This window comes from Mesotoga sp. BH458_6_3_2_1, assembly GCF_003664995.1.
Lineage (GTDB): Bacteria > Thermotogota > Thermotogae > Petrotogales > Kosmotogaceae > Mesotoga.
This window is the reverse complement of the sequence record NZ_JFHL01000015.1, coordinates 73447-89111: the sequence shown is the minus strand read 5'-3', so window position 1 is coordinate 89111 and position 15665 is coordinate 73447. Positions and strand designations below refer to the sequence as shown.

At 43.6% G+C, this 15665-nt stretch carries 17 protein-coding genes; 6 read left to right on the top strand and 11 right to left on the bottom strand.

Annotation, left to right across the window (positions count from 1 at the left end; all coding sequences use genetic code 11):
• Nucleotides 1-42: 42 nt before the first annotated feature.
• Together Y697_RS08170 and Y697_RS08165 are read left to right on the top strand one after the other, a co-directional pair.
• Nucleotides 43-780 carry a GNAT family N-acetyltransferase gene (locus tag Y697_RS08170; protein WP_121551143.1) on the top strand — a complete coding sequence of 246 codons (738 nt, stop codon included), beginning with the start codon at nucleotides 43-45 and terminating at the stop codon, nucleotides 778-780.
• A complete protein-coding gene (locus Y697_RS08165; protein ID WP_121551142.1) occupies nucleotides 781-1434 on the top strand; it encodes a Crp/Fnr family transcriptional regulator in 654 nt (217 codons plus the stop codon).
• Here the strand turns inward: Y697_RS08165 and Y697_RS08160 are convergent.
• Genes Y697_RS08160 through Y697_RS08150 form a run of 3 tightly spaced genes read right to left on the bottom strand, consistent with a single transcriptional unit; the run spans nucleotide 1431 to nucleotide 4227 of the window.
• A complete protein-coding gene (locus Y697_RS08160) occupies nucleotides 1431-2087 on the bottom strand; it encodes an HAD family phosphatase (protein WP_121551141.1) in 657 nt (218 codons plus the stop codon). The genes Y697_RS08165 and Y697_RS08160 overlap by 4 nt on opposite strands.
• The gene (locus Y697_RS08155) at nucleotides 2084-3151 is read right to left on the bottom strand and encodes a winged helix-turn-helix domain-containing protein (protein WP_121551140.1); all 1068 of its coding nucleotides are present in this window, start codon (nucleotides 3149-3151) and stop codon (nucleotides 2084-2086) included. The genes Y697_RS08160 and Y697_RS08155 overlap by 4 nt, the downstream gene beginning before the upstream one ends.
• Nucleotides 3151-4227 carry a helix-turn-helix transcriptional regulator gene (locus tag Y697_RS08150; RefSeq protein WP_259462391.1) on the bottom strand — a complete coding sequence of 359 codons (1077 nt, stop codon included), beginning with the start codon at nucleotides 4225-4227 and terminating at the stop codon, nucleotides 3151-3153. Before Y697_RS08150 ends, Y697_RS08155 begins: the two co-directional genes overlap by 1 nt.
• 1069 nt (nucleotides 4228-5296) lie before the next feature.
• Here Y697_RS08150 and queD point away from each other — a divergent pair.
• Both queD and Y697_RS08140 read left to right on the top strand, forming a co-directional pair.
• On the top strand, nucleotides 5297-5665 hold the full coding sequence (gene queD, locus Y697_RS08145; RefSeq protein WP_121551138.1) for a 6-carboxytetrahydropterin synthase QueD: 369 nt from the start codon (nucleotides 5297-5299) through the stop codon (nucleotides 5663-5665).
• On the top strand, nucleotides 5659-6444 hold the full coding sequence (locus Y697_RS08140; protein ID WP_121551137.1) for an energy-coupling factor transporter transmembrane protein EcfT: 786 nt from the start codon (nucleotides 5659-5661) through the stop codon (nucleotides 6442-6444). The genes queD and Y697_RS08140 overlap by 7 nt, the downstream gene beginning before the upstream one ends.
• Here the strand turns inward: Y697_RS08140 and Y697_RS08135 are convergent.
• Genes Y697_RS08135 through Y697_RS08100 form a run of 8 tightly spaced genes read right to left on the bottom strand, consistent with a single transcriptional unit; the run spans nucleotide 6434 to nucleotide 13887 of the window.
• Complete coding sequence (locus tag Y697_RS08135; RefSeq protein ID WP_121551136.1) at nucleotides 6434-7711, bottom strand: HEAT repeat domain-containing protein; 1278 nt, start codon at nucleotides 7709-7711, stop codon at nucleotides 6434-6436. The two genes, Y697_RS08140 and Y697_RS08135, sit on opposite strands and share 11 nt — an antisense overlap.
• Before the next feature lies 1 nt (nucleotide 7712).
• On the bottom strand, nucleotides 7713-8129 hold the full coding sequence (locus Y697_RS08130) for a type II secretion system protein J (RefSeq protein WP_121551135.1): 417 nt from the start codon (nucleotides 8127-8129) through the stop codon (nucleotides 7713-7715).
• A complete protein-coding gene (gltX, locus tag Y697_RS08125; RefSeq protein WP_121551134.1) occupies nucleotides 8104-9525 on the bottom strand; it encodes a glutamate--tRNA ligase in 1422 nt (473 codons plus the stop codon). The genes Y697_RS08130 and gltX overlap by 26 nt, the downstream gene beginning before the upstream one ends.
• Nucleotides 9512-10042 carry a TIGR00725 family protein gene (locus tag Y697_RS08120; RefSeq protein WP_121551133.1) on the bottom strand — a complete coding sequence of 177 codons (531 nt, stop codon included), beginning with the start codon at nucleotides 10040-10042 and terminating at the stop codon, nucleotides 9512-9514. Before Y697_RS08120 ends, gltX begins: the two co-directional genes overlap by 14 nt.
• Nucleotides 10039-10761: an LPS export ABC transporter ATP-binding protein gene (lptB, locus tag Y697_RS08115; protein ID WP_121551132.1), complete on the bottom strand. Its 723-nt coding sequence runs from the start codon at nucleotides 10759-10761 to the stop codon at nucleotides 10039-10041. Before lptB ends, Y697_RS08120 begins: the two co-directional genes overlap by 4 nt.
• The gene (locus Y697_RS08110; RefSeq protein WP_121551131.1) at nucleotides 10758-11255 is read right to left on the bottom strand and encodes an OmpH family outer membrane protein; all 498 of its coding nucleotides are present in this window, start codon (nucleotides 11253-11255) and stop codon (nucleotides 10758-10760) included. The genes lptB and Y697_RS08110 overlap by 4 nt, the downstream gene beginning before the upstream one ends.
• An 11-nt stretch (nucleotides 11256-11266) precedes the next feature.
• Nucleotides 11267-11713 carry a D-aminoacyl-tRNA deacylase gene (gene dtd, locus Y697_RS08105; RefSeq protein ID WP_121551130.1) on the bottom strand — a complete coding sequence of 149 codons (447 nt, stop codon included), beginning with the start codon at nucleotides 11711-11713 and terminating at the stop codon, nucleotides 11267-11269.
• Nucleotides 11710-13887, bottom strand: coding sequence for a bifunctional (p)ppGpp synthetase/guanosine-3',5'-bis(diphosphate) 3'-pyrophosphohydrolase (locus Y697_RS08100; RefSeq protein ID WP_121551129.1), 2178 nt, complete (start codon nucleotides 13885-13887; stop codon nucleotides 11710-11712). The genes dtd and Y697_RS08100 overlap by 4 nt, the downstream gene beginning before the upstream one ends.
• 180 nt (nucleotides 13888-14067) lie before the next feature.
• Here Y697_RS08100 and Y697_RS08095 point away from each other — a divergent pair, with 180 nt between their 5' ends.
• Both Y697_RS08095 and Y697_RS08090 read left to right on the top strand, forming a co-directional pair.
• Nucleotides 14068-14985 carry an alpha/beta hydrolase gene (locus Y697_RS08095; RefSeq protein ID WP_121551128.1) on the top strand — a complete coding sequence of 306 codons (918 nt, stop codon included), beginning with the start codon at nucleotides 14068-14070 and terminating at the stop codon, nucleotides 14983-14985.
• 16 nt (nucleotides 14986-15001) lie between these two features.
• On the top strand, nucleotides 15002-15523 hold the full coding sequence (locus Y697_RS08090; RefSeq protein WP_121551127.1) for a type 1 glutamine amidotransferase domain-containing protein: 522 nt from the start codon (nucleotides 15002-15004) through the stop codon (nucleotides 15521-15523).
• Nucleotides 15524-15665: the final 142 nt, after the last annotated feature.

Below are 15665 nucleotides of genomic sequence, written 5' to 3'. Positions count from 1 at the left end.
AATTGGGGAATTCAGTAAGGAAAAATACAGATCGGAGGCACTATGTCGAGAATTCGAATGTTTGAAGAGATTTCTCTTAATTCGTGGCCCGCGATTGATTCTAGGTTTAGAGATGGCTGGATAATAAGATGCGCAGGCGGATATACAAATAGGGCAAACTCAGTGTATCCACTATATGAGACTTTCGAAGCGTTGAACTGCAAGATTGAAGAGGTTAAGAATTTCTATAATTCAAGAGGGCTGCCTCCGATGTTCAAACTCACATCAGATTCAAAACCAGCTTGTCTCGATAATGTACTAGGAGAACTAGGATTTGAAGAAAAGGATCGGGCTCTTGTAATGACAAAGATAATTGCTGGTCAGCCTTGTGATCTTTCCGATCTGGATGTCCTTTCCAGTCCAGAAGACAGATGGCTTGAACTATTTTTCTCACTCAATAGAAGGGCAAGAGAAAATCAAGTATTGGCAAAAAGACTGTTAACATTGCTCCCTCCAAAAAGCACGTTTGTGCTTCTGAAAAAGAAAAGAGAATTTGTCGGTTGCGGTTTTGCCGTAATCCAAAGTGCTTTTTTGGGGCTATTTGGAATAGCTGTGAGAGAGACCGAAAGGCGAAAAGGATATGGAAGAGAAATGACTGAAAAGCTCCTGGAAGTTGGGAGGAAAAGAGGCGCAAAGATCGCTTATCTTCAAGTCGATGAACCGAATATAAGTGCCATATCCCTTTATTCGAAGATTGGTTTTCATGAGGAATACCAATACTGGTACAGAGTTGGTGAATAGATGCTGCATTCTGTTGATTTCTTCAGAGATCTGACTTTTCAGGAAAGAGAAGAAATACTTTCGGGTTCACGGACAATAACTTATCTGAGCAATCAAATCATCTATACGCCAGAAGACAGATGCGATTCGCTTAGCATAGTTCTCAAAGGCAAATTGAGGATATCGAAGCTACTTCCTTCTGGCCAGGAACAGATCATCAAACACCTTGAGAAAGGAGAGGTGTTTGGCGAAGCTCTCGTATTTGCTGGAAGAAGATATGCTTCACACGTAGTGTCGGAAGAAGACTCGGAGATTCTTAATATCCCGAAGGAAGTACTTCTAAGCTCCTTCAAAAACCAGCGTTTTCTGCTATCGTATCTGAGAAGCATTTCTGAAAAGACTCTAAACCTTTCGGGTATCATTGAGATGCTTTCACTGGCAACCGTAAAGAAGAAGATCGCCAGTTATCTGCTGGAACTATCTCTGGAGAAGGAAACTCATATCTTTAAGCTTCCATGCTCAAAAAAGACGCTAGCAAACCTCATGGGATCAACAAGAGAGGTAGTATCCAGAAATTTCTCTGAGTTACAGAGAGACGGAATCATTTCTATGCCTGACAGAAGTACAGTTGAGATAAGGAATCTGAAGCGGTTGGAAGGTATTCTTTTCGATTAAGCCTTGCCGTTCAGAAGCGTTTCAAGGTACTTCTTGACTCCGTAGAGATCATCAAATACATGACTTGAAGCTGACAGATCAAGGTGAACGTTCTCTCCGTGTCTAACTCCAAGCACTTCCATTCCAGCCCCAATACCACTCTTTATACCATTTGGCGAGTCTTCAATGACTATGCACTCTTCAGGATTAACTCCCAGGAGCTCCGAGGCTCTAAGATAGATCATAGGTGAGGGCTTTGATTCATCCACTTCATCGCCACCCACAATTATTTCGAAGTAGTCTAGCACACCAATCTTCTTCATGAGTTCCTCAACTGCCGCTTTCTCTGTAGACGATGCTATAGCCAGCCCTACCTTTTCCGAAAGGAAATCAAGAAGGTTCACTAATCCGGGATTAGGGACCAATGACTCTCTGGCGAGTTTCAAATATCTTTCCATGTATCTCCTGCCGAACTCTTCAGGTTCAATTTCAAGCCCCGCAGTCTGGACAACAACTTTCTGGGTTTCAGTCATCTTTAGACCCATCTGTCTCTCAAACAACTCGACGCTGATTTTTCCACCAAGCTCATTTACAAGCTGCGTGCAAGCTTTTCTATAGATCTTCTCCGAATCGATAATCACTCCATCCATATCGAATATTGTTGCTCTAATCATTTCTTCTCCTTTACGTTCAACAGATTTCTAATGTCTGCTACTGCCCTGCCTATGGTCTCTCTTCGCACACAGATTATGCTACTAAATGGGTCTATATCGATCAACGATGATTTGAAAAGAAGCCCCATATGGTAAGAAATCGTTGACTTGGCCAGACCAGTGAATTCAACCAGATCTTTTTGCAGGGCTGGCTCCTTGCTCAGCCTCTTCAGAATCTTGAATCTCGTCTCATCTGACAACACTTTCAAAAGGCTTCTTAACCTAACTTCTTCTGGAATTCTCCCTGAAAAGTCTTCTGTAACCTCTTCAAGACCCATTATTAAGAGGTGAAAGGTTGGATAAGTCATCAGACCAGAGTTTGTGTGAGGCACTGAATTTTGAAGCGTTATGTATAGAGGCTTGCTCTCATTAAGAGTAATGCCGTAGTAGTCGAGGAAGTTCAAAAAAGCGTCTTTGACTTTCTGCGGTGAATTGCTCTCTATGTAACCTTTAACAAGATCCATATTCAACTCTCTCAACCCGCTACGTTCATAGTAATCAAGAATTCTAAGTGTGTTAGAAGAAAGAAAATCCATTGCGGTCTTTGGAAAGAAAAGTAATTGATTGATGAACCATATCGTATCTGCACTTGTGCCACCGATTACCTCAACCGCCTTCGAAACCTTCTGAGGTTCCTCAAGTATCATTTTTTTCAGATCATGGTGAGAAATCTTTAGCCTTCTATCAGCAAAGACCTGAATGAAGCGATCCTTTATTAACTCAAGTCCTTCATCCTTTACGTTCAAGCTCTCCTCAATCTTTACAATCATTCCGTCCTGAAGTTTCTGCCTTATCGGAAAGAGAATTGGAGCCATTACACCTAGCTCGTTCATAAAGGTTGTGTACATTCTTGTAGACCATTCTACGTCCTTCAGCAGCAGTTCCCGGAATTCCATTAGCTGGGTAGCAGGTTCGTAGTCTACTCCCAATGTCTTAAGCACTTTCTCGACAGGGCCTGTGTTAAGCGAAAACTGAATGGCCATTGTTAAGTCGTATATTTCGAAATAGCCGGTTATCATCTCCATCAACTTTCACCTTCATCGTAAAGCATCTCAAGCCTTCTGAGTATCTTTTCGAGACGCTCTTTATTCAATGAGAAATACACACGTCGGTGGTCTTTACGGCTAGTGACGAGTGCGAGTTCTGCTAACGTTGACAGATGGTATGAAATAGTCGCTTTTGACAGGCCAACAAGCTTGGCCAGCTCATCCACATATTTCGAATCTTCGGATATGGCTTTCAAGATCTGCATTTTTGTCTGATCTGATAGATTTCTTAGAAACAGTCTGAGGGTGTTGTCAGTTATTACGGGATTCATAATCTCTCCAATTTGCTTAAAGTGCTCACTGAAAACTATGAGCTGGATATTGCATACGCTAGAAAACTTGAGTCCCGAATACTTCAGAGTATTCTGAAAAAGCAAGTGAAGGGGTAGGTCCTCCCTTGCCTTAATTCCGTAGAATTCAAGAAAATCCTCTGCTACTTCCTCATACTCCTCGGCTTTGAATATTTTCAGCCTTTCAACAACCTTGTCACGATTCCTTTTTCTTAAGCCAGATTGATCATAGTATTTCTTCAGTTCGCCCAGCGCGAAGAGAAGGATTTCCTTTGACTGTCTTGGAAACTTTATCAATTGGGTGATAAACCACGTTGTGTTTTCTGAAAGATCTTCTGCCTTTTCAACAGCCTCGGAGACAATGCTCAGGTCTCCCTGAAGTGTCTTGTTAGCGTCCTCTTGAGAGAGATTTAGATTGTTCAACATTATACTAGCAACAACGCAGCTGGCTCTATCTTCAAAATTATTTGCAAGACTTTCGATAGAATCCTCAAGGGGTATCTCTCGCCCAGGTTCATCCGGAAAATCGCAGAAGAAGATGACGCTGTCTTTAATCTCAGAGAAGACATCGACCGCCATCCTTATCGACCAGTTTTCGCTACTGTTGACCCGATCAAGGAATTCCCCAAGTTCTCTTCCAGGCTCGAAATCCAATCCAAGATCATGAGACACAGCATTAAAATAACTCTTTCTATCTGCAAACCCACATGCCATTAGAATCTCTACAAGTTCAACGTATCCCGGTATGATCTTCAAGGAATACACCTCTCCAGTTCGACTTGTATTGAATTATAGCATAGATACTGTTAGAGATACATTGAACCACCTTTATCTGTTCACTCGCCACCGTGAAACCCTCTTCATTCAACCTTCTATACAGTTAATAGTTTTCATCATCGATACTCTATGTACAGGACAAGAGAATCAGGTCCGACTTAATTGATATATTGTTAGAAGTTCATCGCCCCTTAACAAGGATAGTTTGACAACCATCAAACACAGTGTTATGATCTGAGTGTAAGAGATGAATCGAACGAAAACAAAAGGAGGAGTCGATTATGAAGAAGAGATCACCAAGAACAGGAAAAGACGTTCAAAAAGAAATCGACAAGGCGAGATCGGCTTCTGCAAGATACGGAAATTTCTTAGCTCTATAGATTAATTACACCAGTAGAATCGCGATATACAAGCAACCCCCCTTTTCCCCCACGGAAAGAAAGATGACTTCGGGTCTCAAAAGAGGCCCTTTTTTTATGTCTTCAAGTCAAAAATCAGAAGAATCAGAGAGCTTATTCCAGAGAATACCCAATCAATTTCCATAAGGTTGGAACGCTCAATACTCTGGGGTTTCAACTCTCGCTCTCTATTCTTCTAATTGCTCCTTTTTCTCGTCTAATAGCTATCCGTGACCAATCCACCACCCAGTTCGATGAACCTATTTCATTGCAATAATAGCAATCAGTTAGACGGTGATCAAACGTTTCTATGTTGACATGGCAGTTATATAACCTCGGATAAGGCTCGCCAAGTGGTTTGTTGGTTCACAATTTATGGCATCTCTTTTAGAAATCCTATGCTCGCGTCATCTGTTCCCCATTGACTGCCGTTCTAACCCGCGTCTGATTTCGGAATCTACTGTGCCTTTTCTTATTCCTTCATAGTGGTGGGGTGAAACGCCGATGTCAGCCACCATTAATAGGATTTCTCAATTTGATAGCCCAGACAAACAATAGATATTTCTTAAGCTTTGGTGTTTCTGACAAGTGAGAATAGGATATGATAGTTGCATAAGAAGGTCTATATTGTTTGTGAGAAAGGAAGGTGATAGGGACCAATGTTCTTCCTAACTAAGGAATTCACATTTGATGCGGCTCATAATCTGACAAGTTATCACGGAAAGTGTGAGAAACTTCACGGCCACACTTATAAGCTACAGATAACAGTTGCAGGAGAGAAGAATCAAGAGGATATGGTCGTTGATTTTTTGCAGCTAAAAGATTTGGTCAAATCGGAGGTTTTGAACTTACTCGATCATGCATACATAAATGATGTTATACCTCAGCCGACCGCAGAGAACATCGCTGAGTGGATATTCAAACGCCTGGCTTCCAGGGTTGAGGGGAACCAATACGAGCTTTATGAAGTGGCGGTGTGGGAAACACCGACTAGCTTTGTTCGTTATAGGGAGAGAGCTGTTTGGTAGGAATTCCACTTGGGCGTTTCGTTCCGGTTGATTCGGTTATTCACAAATTGTCACCAGTAGCAAAGACCATATCCTTTGTTTCGCTTGCGGTCGGCTCTCTTTTTCTGAGCGGGTTTGGAGATTTCACAGTCTTCTTATCACTTTGGATAATTCTCTCCGGACTTTCGGCAGTTCCTTTCAGGGAGTATATGAAGGCACTTCGGGGAATAAGATTGTTGATCCTGTTGATCGTGGTCTTTCAGATCCTTTTCTCTCACGGAAAAGTCCTGCTGGACCTAAAAGTGTTGAGAATTACGGAAGAAGGTTTAATTAACTCTGTTTTGCTTTCGGGGAGAATGATTCTTGCCGTGCTTTTCAGTATAGTTCTCTCACTCACGACATCTCCCCTTGAGATCTCTTTTTCTGTGGAAGAGATTGTCAGCAAGTTCCCTGCCAGCAGGAAACGGTCTTCTGAACTTGGGATGGCGCTTTCGTTGACACTTACTTTCATCCCACTGATTTCTCTTCAAACAAACCGGATAATCATGGCACAGAAGGCGAGAGGCGTTGATTTTGACAGAGGAAGCATTACTTCAAAAGTGAAAAACTCGCTATCAGTAGTGATCCCGGTAATTACGACATCGCTAAAAAAGGCTCAGGATACTGCAGTCGCCCTTCAGATTAGGGGCTACAAACCCGGACAAAAGTTAACTAGCCTTAGGGAAAAGAGCTGGTCTTCAAACGACTCGATTCTTCTGGTAGTAACGGTCCTTTCAATTTTGAGTGCCATCATACTGTGAAGCCGAAAAGATCTGCTAAACGAGAAGGATTGATTCTTGCCATGGCCCGGGCAGAAGCTATCCTGAGGCGGCTTTCGTTGGAAGCATCCAATACTATTCCCTCAAGATGCGGGAGAAGACCGTCCAGTTTAAGAAGGCCTGCTACTGAAGAAGCAAGTATTCTTGTCTGAAGCTCCTCTTTTCTGTTAGAAAGAATCCTTCCAACATGGTCTCCCATATCTATGGTCTTGAGTTTTTTTATTGCTCTCAACGATGCTTTCTTTAGCTTCGATGATGTCGACCTGAGCGACTCGTCGATCACGTCCTCAATTGAATGATCCATGAGATTAGCCAAAGCCTCCATACACACCGCTCTCACTCTGTCAGAGGGGTCCTCCAGTCCAGCATGGAGAATCTCAACTGCGGAAGGCTCAACCAAACCCTTGACATATTGAGCACCAACGAACCTCATCTCTTCATCTTCCGAATCCATAAACCTTTCCGCAGCCTGCAGTAGAGAAACATCATATCCTTTGATCTTTCTATAGGTCTTCAGAGCAGCTATCGCAACGGTTCTATCCTCGGATTCGATGAGCTTTCTTAGTGCGGGAAGCGAAATCTCTTCAGGGAAAGACTCAAAAACCTCGACCAGGGTTCGCTTAATATTGGCGGCACGAAAGTCCTTTAGAAGTGCAAGCATTCTCTCAGCAGTACCCGAATTCCGCTGGCCCAGTTTTGAAAGCAAAGCAATTTTCTGAAATTTTCTAGATAGTGAAGAGAGCTCCTCTTCTTTCAGTTCGAGTTCTCCATTGAAGGCAGCCAGAATCCCTCGAATATCATTGCTGGGATCCTCCGCAAACTCTTTGAGAAGTTCTCTCTCCCCAGCTTCTGCAAGAGCTATTACAAAAGTTTTTCTAACCTTCTTTGAAGGATCTGCGGCAATTCTTCTCGCAAGATCCTCATCTTCATAACCAAACTCAGTCAGCTCTTTAACCGTTATACTACGAACCAGGTCTGAGGGATCGTCTAAGGCTTTGAGTATAGTGTCGCGACTTTCACCGGCTTTTGCCATCGAAGCAACAGCATTTTTCCTTACTTCAGGAGACGGATCTTCTAGAAAGGATTCGATATTCTCTATCTTCATCTCTCTATCGGAGGCGGACTTCACAGCCCTGGCCCTAACATATGCCGAAGGTGAATCCAGCATATCTTTCAGATTCATTTCGGCCCTTGAGGAAATCTCTTCTTCAATTGCATGAAGCATCTTTCTTATTTCTTTTGGATTCATTTTATCCACCTTCAATCCCAATCAGGATTTCTCTTTCATCAATAATGAATCTAACTATCTCTTCTTCTTCAAAAAAGCCGGCTGACTTCTGAAATTCAGTCACCGTGTTATATGAATTTCCGGATCTTCTCATTATTCTGTTACCGGAAACGTAATACCTAATTCTCTTATATTCACCTTCAATAATCGCGTCAAAACTGATGAAGGAAACTCCCCAGGAGAAGTTTCCGGTTGAACGGGAGAGGTCCCTCTCTAGAATATCGAAGGTTCTGGACAGAGCCGTGTAAGCCTTTGTTTCTTTCACTATGCTGAATGACATCGCCAGTGACAAATTCACTATCTTGAAAATGGATATTAGCAGCAACGCTGATACAGCAAGAGAGACGACCATCTCAATCAGAGAGATTCCCTTCTTCATACTCTATCATTTCGAGCAGACTCTCCAATCTCTCCAAAACTCTATCTCGACCAAGCACCGAAATCGTCTCGAAAAGTCCTGGAGTCACGAGTCTGCCCGTTACCCCCCCTCGTAGAGTCTGGAAAGTATTCTTCTTTGACGTGATCTTTTCTTCTGCAAGTTCTCTTACGGTCTTTTCGACAGCCTCAACAGACCAATCAGATGCGTCTTCAAACTTTCTGATTGCTGCAGATATTAGGTCCTTGCTCCATTCATTGTGCAAATATTTGACAACGTAGTCCTCTTGATAATCGACTTCATTGCTGAAAAAGGGAGCCGAGAAATCGAATAATTGTTCAAGAGTGTTAATCTTTTCTCTGGACATTGTGAGGACTTCTCTTGAGTAAAACTGATCGGCTTCGATACTGGCATAGTAGTCAAATCTTCCTGTAAACTTCAGCCACAGTCCAAACTGCACGATCAGCTCTTCGGGTTCGAGCAATCTCAAGTGTTTTCCATTGATCCATTCCAGCTTTTCGTAATCGAAGACTACACCCTTATTAGAGATATCGGAAGGAATGAAATCTCTGACTTTTTCATGGTAGTCGAAGATTTCCTGATCCACTGTCCATCCGAGAAGGGCTAGATAGTTCATTAATCCTACGCTGAGATAACCTTCCCTTCTGAAATGATCTACACTCGTGTGACCATGCCTCTTTGAAAGAGGAGCTCTGTCACTCCCAAGAATCAGCGGTATGTGCATAAAAGTTGGCGGTTCCCAGTTGAGAGCTCTGTATATCATTATCTGTCTAGGAGTGTTTGTAAGATGATCTTCCCCTCTGAAAACGTGTGTGATATCCATCATGTGATCATCGATGACCACCGCAAAATTGTAGGTAGGAAATCCATTGGATTTAATTATTATGAAGTCAGAGAAGTTCTCATTCTCAAAGGTCATCTCACCCTTTGAAAGATCGGAAAACTGCGTCTTGCCTCCCGGAATCTTGAACTTGACGGTATAGACCTCATCGTCTGCTAATTGTGGGATCTCAGTCAAGGTCCGCAGAACATTTTCCTGATCGGATTTCGAATAGACAGCACAGTACGCGTGCCCTCTTTCAATAAGCTCTTGAGCATATTTGTCGTAGAAGCCAAGTTCTACTCTCTCACTCTGCCTATAGGGTCCGAAGTCCCCGCCAATGTCCGGCCCTTCCGACCAGTCGAGACCGCACCACTTCATTGAGGTGAGAATCTGATCTTCAAATATCTTCTCAGAACGCTCAGTATCGGTATCTTCTATTCTCAGCACGAAACTTCCATTTTGATTCTTCGCAAATAACCAGTTAAATAGCGCCGTCCTCACACCACCAACGTGAAGATTGCCGGTAGGACTTGGCGCAAATCTACACCTTACCATTGTCAGCCTCCTCGAGAAACCTCTCAAGATCTTCAATACAACCTGCCACTCTTATTTCGACTGTCTTTCTCTCGTCCAGATACTTATCATCTACAAGTACCGATCTGATCCTGTCGGTCCAACCGCCTGTATTCTCCATAAGAATCACTGGGCGTCCGTATGAGTACGAAGAAATAATCTCGAGTAGTGTCCCGGCCTGACCCCCAATAGATATTACTACATCGGCAGACTTTGTGAGTATCAATGATCTCAAAGCAAAATCCATTCCGGTTCGAATTCTAACCTCATTGTGATTGTTGCCTTCATCGCCGGAAGGGAGAACTCCGACTACTCGGCCCCCTTCAATAGAGACTGCTCTCGAAACAAATTCCATCACTCCATCTCTTCCACCGGTCATGACAACATGCCCTTGTCTGGCAAGCAACTTTCCGACTTCTTCACAAATACTTCGAAGCTCCTTTACAGGGCTGTTGTTTATAGAACCCGAATATCCAATAACTGCTACGTGAAGCATCATTCGTCACTTCCCAGATATTTCTCTACAACCTGACTATCTGCGAGCACGGCCTCCGGGTCACCTGAGGAGATCACTTCTCCCTTGTACAGAACGTAAAGCCTGTCGACAACCTTAGCTATTGAAGAAACATCGTGATCTGTTACAATAACTCCAATCCCTCTGTTCTTCAACTTTCTAATCATCTTCTGAATATCCTTTACAGTCATCGGATCAATTCCAACGAAAGGTTCGTCCAACAGTATAAATGAAGGGGAAAGAGTCATTGTCCTTGCAAATTCCAGTCTCCTCTTTTCTCCTCCCGATATAAGAGAAGCGACCTGATCTTTCAGCGAAAGAATCCCGAACTCGTCAAGAATCTCGCTTGCCTTTTCATAGCAATTGTCTTCCTGACCCGTGAGCCTCATAACCATTGTCAGATTCTCAACTACAGTTAGACCTCTGAAAATCGACGTCTCTTGTGGGAGGTAAGCGATTCCTCTCCTTGACCTTTCATGAATCGGGAGATGCGTTATATTTTCATCATCAAGAAAGATACTACCTGAGTTAGGAATAACGATTCCAAGAATCGACTTGAAGGCAGTTGTTTTCCCGGCCCCATTTGGCCCCAGGAGACCGACTACCTCAAGAGAAGATGCCTCCAATGAGACATCTTTCAGTACTCTTCTTCTTCCATAGCGCTTGTCAAGATGCTCGCACTTCAGATAAGAAGGATCACTCAATTCTGAAAACCTTTCATGTACTCAATTATTGCGTCGGTAATATCATATGCAGCAGAACCATAAACGACTATCTCACTAGAGATAACCATGTCGATCCCGATGAATGTCGCGTAATCTCTAATTCGCTTGTTAACCTGCTCCATTATGACCTGCAGCTTTGCATTGTAAGTAGTTTCCAGTGTCTGTTCGTACTGACTCTTCTTGGCAAGAATCTCCTGCTGTTTCTGCAGAAGCGCATCTTGTCCTGCTCCGGAATTTGCCAGATCTTGATACTCCTTGCTCAGACTATCAAGCTGACCCTGATAAAACTCTGTGTCTTTCTGATAATCAGTGTTCAAAGTTACCCAATCTTTTGTAGCTTCAAGAACTTTCTGCATATCGGCAAATGCGATTTTTGCAGGCTCAGATGGTCCCGCACCGCTTTCAGAGACTACAATTGCCCCGACCGCCGATACCATAATCACGATAAGAAGAAATTTCAAGGATCTTTTCACAAGAACACCTCCTAAAATACTCTCTTTGAATCCAGTAAGATCGTCACGGGGCCACTATTAACAAGTTCCACATTCATGTGTGCCTGGAAGACCCCTGTCTCAACTTTCACAGTCTTAGACGCAGTCTGGAGAAAATCGTTGAAGAGATCTATGGCTACCTCTGGCTCAGCGGCATCAGTAAAAGAGGGTCGTCGACCCTTTCTAGCATCTCCCATAATTGTGAACTGCGAAATCGCAAGAAGTGCTCCCGAAACATCTATTAGTGAAAGATTCATTTTCCCGCTTCCGTCTTCGAAGATACGCAGGTTCAGAGTCTTATCTACCAACCATTCCACGTCTTTCCTGCTATCCTCCCTGCCAACACCGACCAACACCAGAAGCCCCTTATCTATCTTTCCTGTAACTTTACCATCTACTAACACACTTGCTCTATTAACTCTTTGAACTACAGCCCTCACGCTACCCCTCCAAATCTCTTGACGTTCTGAACACCCTTCATGCCCCTGAGACTCTCCATTACTGAAGTAAGGTGGGCAACGTCTTTTACCAGGATATTCGCAATCAGTGTATCATATCCCCATCTTCCTGCTTCAACGGAGTACTTCATTACTTTTGCATTTTTGTTTTCAAGTCTTTCAAGGAATTTGTGAATCAGGGTTTTGTCTGTACCGTCAAATTCTACTACTATCCAGGCGCTGAATTTCCCTCCAGTAACGATATTCCAATGCGCCTCCACCAGCTTATCCTCGCTAATGTCTTTCAAATTCCGACAGTTTCGATTATGAATCGAAATTCCCCTACTACTCATCACTGCAATTATGTCATCTCCAGGGAGCGGCGTACAGCACTTTGCAAAATAGACGGCAATACCCGTCTCGCCTCCGACTGTCACTTCATTTCCCTTTGCCTGTTTCTGCTTGATCAATTCAGTCTCTTCGGGAAGAGTCTCGACCTCTTCCTCTTTGGGGGCAAGAATACTGAGAACCTCTCCCATTGTTATCGATCCATCTCCGAGCTTACTGAAAAGGTCGTTTTCGTTGTGCGCACCCAACCTGTTCATAAGGGCCTTTATTTGTTCTCCCTCAATGAGGTCATCCATCGAAACGGCAAGACGTTTGCTTATCTTTCTGAATATCTCCTTGCCTCGTTCCACCAGTTTCGCGGAGTATTCGTTCTTGAAGAATCTTTTTATCTTGGCCTTAGTTGAATTTGCCCGAACGTATTTCAACCAATCAAGGCTTGGACCTTCGCTCGATTTGTTCACTATTACCTCTACCCTGTCTCCAAGCTGCAATTCATAGTTGACGGGAACGAGTCGATCATTTACCTTCGCGCCTGCGTAATGATGACCAACTTCAGTATGGATAGCATAAGCGAAATCTATTGGTGTCGCTCCTTTTGGAAGATGAACAACCTCACCTTTTGGTGTAAAGACGAATACCTCCTCAACCTCTAGTTCTCTAGAAATCGATTCCATGTCCTTGAAGCTTTCGATGAAATCCTTCTGCCAGTCAACAAGCTGCGTGAACCAGCTTCTATCTTTTACGTCGATGCCTTCCTTATAAACCCAGTGAGAGGCAACTCCGTATTCGGCCTCCTTGTGCATCCTTTCGCTTCTTATCTGAATCTCGAGAGGTTCACCCCTGTGAGTAATTAAAGTTGTATGGAGAGATTTATAGCCGTTCGATTTTGGAGCAGCAATGTAGTCCTTGAATCTACCGGGCATCGGTGGCCAAAGAGAGTGCACTGCCCCGAGTATTTTGTAACAATTCACTTCATCTCCAGTAATAATTCTGAGGGCAATTAAATCGAATACTTCGTCAAAAGATCTATTCTTCTTTATCATTTTCTGCCATATACTGTATAGATGTTTCACTCTGCCTTCAATCAACGCGGATATTCTATTCTTTCTGAGCTCCCGAAGTACAATCTCCTTGTACTCGTCCATTATGTCCTGGCGTTCTTTGAGCTTTCTATTGACTTTGAACTTCAATTCTTTGAACTCTTCGGGATACTCATACTTGAAAGAAAGATCTTCAAGCTCAGCCTGAATTTTGTGCATACCTATTCTGTGAGCAATGGGAGCATAGATCTGTATAGTCTCCCTTGCCTTATCGCGTTTCTTTTCGGGATCTTTCAGGAAATCAAGTGTTCTCATATTATGCAGTCTGTCTGCAAGTTTAACGATTATTATTCTCGGGTCTTCGGAAAGCGCGAGGAGCATTTTACGCAGAGTCTCTACCTTCATTCTCGACTTGACGATCTTTGATTCAAGCTTTTCGTTGAGTTTCAGGTTGCTTATCTTGGTTACGCCGTCAACAATAAGGGCCACTGTTTCGCCATACTTTTCCTCAATTTCTGAAAGTGGCACATTGCAGTCTTCAACAATATCATGGAGTATGCCAGCGACAATCGTATCGTTATCTGCCGAGAACTGAGCAAGAATCTTCGCAACTTCTATCGGATGGCTGATAAACGGTTCTCCGGAGTCCCTCATCTGTTCCTGATGATGAAAGCGTGCAAACTCATAGGCGTCGAAGATCCGCTCTTTGTCTCTCCTTTTGAGGCGATATTGAAGAATACTTTCGAGGTCACCCAAGAGAATCTGGGCATCGATTTCAGTTCTGGCCACTATCTCACCTTCTATTTGTTTATTTTAGCATGAAGGAACTGGTGAATACAGCGAGCCACGCGCTCAGATTTCCAGTAGTGGATGTTGAGAAGCTTATTCTTCAGGTCGGGTTTAGAGCATCGACTTAATCAAAAGTGTAGAATATTAGAGTAATCACTGTTCTGTCACGGGGGTGAATATGTGAAGAAACAGTCACTGCCTAGAGCGTTGTTAATCATGTTTATGATTTCACTGTCGATGAGCTGTTTCGCCGCTTTCATAGACTCACATCATATCGTCACGGAAAGCGAAGTCCACTTCATCATCGAGGGAGAGAGAATAAACGGTGTTCTGACACGTCCAGAGTCTTCAGAATGCCCTGTACCAGTTATCGTGCTACTTCATGGATTTCTGGGACATATGAATGATCTTCTTGTGTACGATTCTGAAGAATCTCTCTACGAAATGACCGCAAGGCTTTTCGCCGAAAAGGGCCTTGCATCTTTGAGGTTTGACTTCAGGGGCTCAGGAACCAGTAATGGCGAATGGAAAGACACTACCTTCACGAAACAGATATCCGATGCGATAACTTCGATTGACTTTCTTTCGTCAGTGGAAGATGTAGACAGCCGAAGAATCGGCGTAATCGGTCTCAGCCAGGGCGGTCTCGTCGCAGCCTGTCTCGCAGCTCGCGATTCCAGAGTCAAGAGTGTTGCCCTCTGGTCGGCAGTCGCAATACCCGTTCACACATATTCGGCACTTCTCGGTAATGATTCCGTTGATAGAGCCATTAACGCAGATCCATTCGAAGAAATCACAGCAGGGATCTCCTGGGGTGGAACAACTGTTCTCAGAAAGGAATTCTTTGATGAGCTGTTTCTGATAAATCCCGTTGCCGAAATCGTTTCCTACGATGGCCCTCTACTGGTTGTTTCTGGATCGAAGGACGACCTGGTCTTTCCCCAACCGGAAGTCTCAAATCTCTTCACAATGTACCACAAAGGTGTAGACAGACTGCTTCAACAGGATTCCGGTCACATATTCGACCTTTTCGAAAGAAAGGATAAAGTGCTGGAGATCATCGATGCTACTCTGGAGTGGTTTTTGATAACTCTTTAGAAAGGGGTGGACAATTATGAGATTAGAAGGTAAGAAGATTGCCGTTCTTGTCGAAGACGGTTTTGAAGATCTCGAATTCTGGGTACCGGTGATGCGGCTTCGAGAAGAAGGTGCAGAGGTGGTCATTGCTGGTAGAGAGAAGGGCATTCTCTTTCTTGGCAAGAGCGGGCTTGAAGCCTTCTCGGATTCAGACTTCAAATCGATAGACCTCTCGGAAACGGATGGAATTTTGATTCCCGGAGGGTGGGCTCCCGACAAGCTTAGACGATTCGAAGAGGTGAAGAGTCTTGTTAAGGATGCCTATGAAAGAGGGAGCATTATCGGAATGATATGCCATGCCGGTCTCGTTGGAATATCGGCAGGAATTGTGAGGGGTTCGAAAGCAGTAGGAAGTGAAGGAATAAAGGATGATCTCTTAAATGCCGGTGCAAACTGGGTAGACGAACCCGCATTCACAGATCGTAATCTCGTTTGGGGTAGGGTAGTCAGGGACATTCCTGACTTCTGTAGAGAATTGGTGAAAGCTCTAGAAAAGTGATCACCAGCTACCAACCATTGAGAAAATTTGAAAATGAATCCAAATTGATGGGTCCAAAAGCGCTTTCCCAATTAGGGAAGCTTCTTTTCTAAGGTTTATTTAGTACGCTTCTTCCCTGTCCGGACTTAAAGGCAACTCTCCC

What these genes read in the sequence shown, in the direction of transcription:
- Y697_RS08165 (WP_121551142.1), top strand. Translation starts at nt 781, where the DNA reads ATGCTGCATTCTGTTGATTTCTTCAGAGATCTGACTTTTCAGGAAAGA.
- Y697_RS08120 (WP_121551133.1), bottom strand. Translation starts at nt 10,042, where the DNA reads ATGATGCTTCACGTAGCAGTTATTGGATATTCGGGTTCTATAAACAAC.
- Y697_RS08155 (WP_121551140.1), bottom strand. Translation starts at nt 3,151, where the DNA reads ATGGAGATGATAACCGGCTATTTCGAAATATACGACTTAACAATGGCC.
- Y697_RS08135 (WP_121551136.1), bottom strand. Translation starts at nt 7,711, where the DNA reads ATGAATCCAAAAGAAATAAGAAAGATGCTTCATGCAATTGAAGAAGAG.
- Y697_RS08130 (WP_121551135.1), bottom strand. Translation starts at nt 8,129, where the DNA reads ATGAAGAAGGGAATCTCTCTGATTGAGATGGTCGTCTCTCTTGCTGTA.
- gltX (WP_121551134.1), bottom strand. Translation starts at nt 9,525, where the DNA reads ATGGTAAGGTGTAGATTTGCGCCAAGTCCTACCGGCAATCTTCACGTT.
- queD (WP_121551138.1), top strand. Translation starts at nt 5,297, where the DNA reads ATGTTCTTCCTAACTAAGGAATTCACATTTGATGCGGCTCATAATCTG.
- Y697_RS08090 (WP_121551127.1), top strand. Translation starts at nt 15,002, where the DNA reads ATGAGATTAGAAGGTAAGAAGATTGCCGTTCTTGTCGAAGACGGTTTT.
- Y697_RS08160 (WP_121551141.1), bottom strand. Translation starts at nt 2,087, where the DNA reads ATGATTAGAGCAACAATATTCGATATGGATGGAGTGATTATCGATTCG.
- Y697_RS08170 (WP_121551143.1), top strand. Translation starts at nt 43, where the DNA reads ATGTCGAGAATTCGAATGTTTGAAGAGATTTCTCTTAATTCGTGGCCC.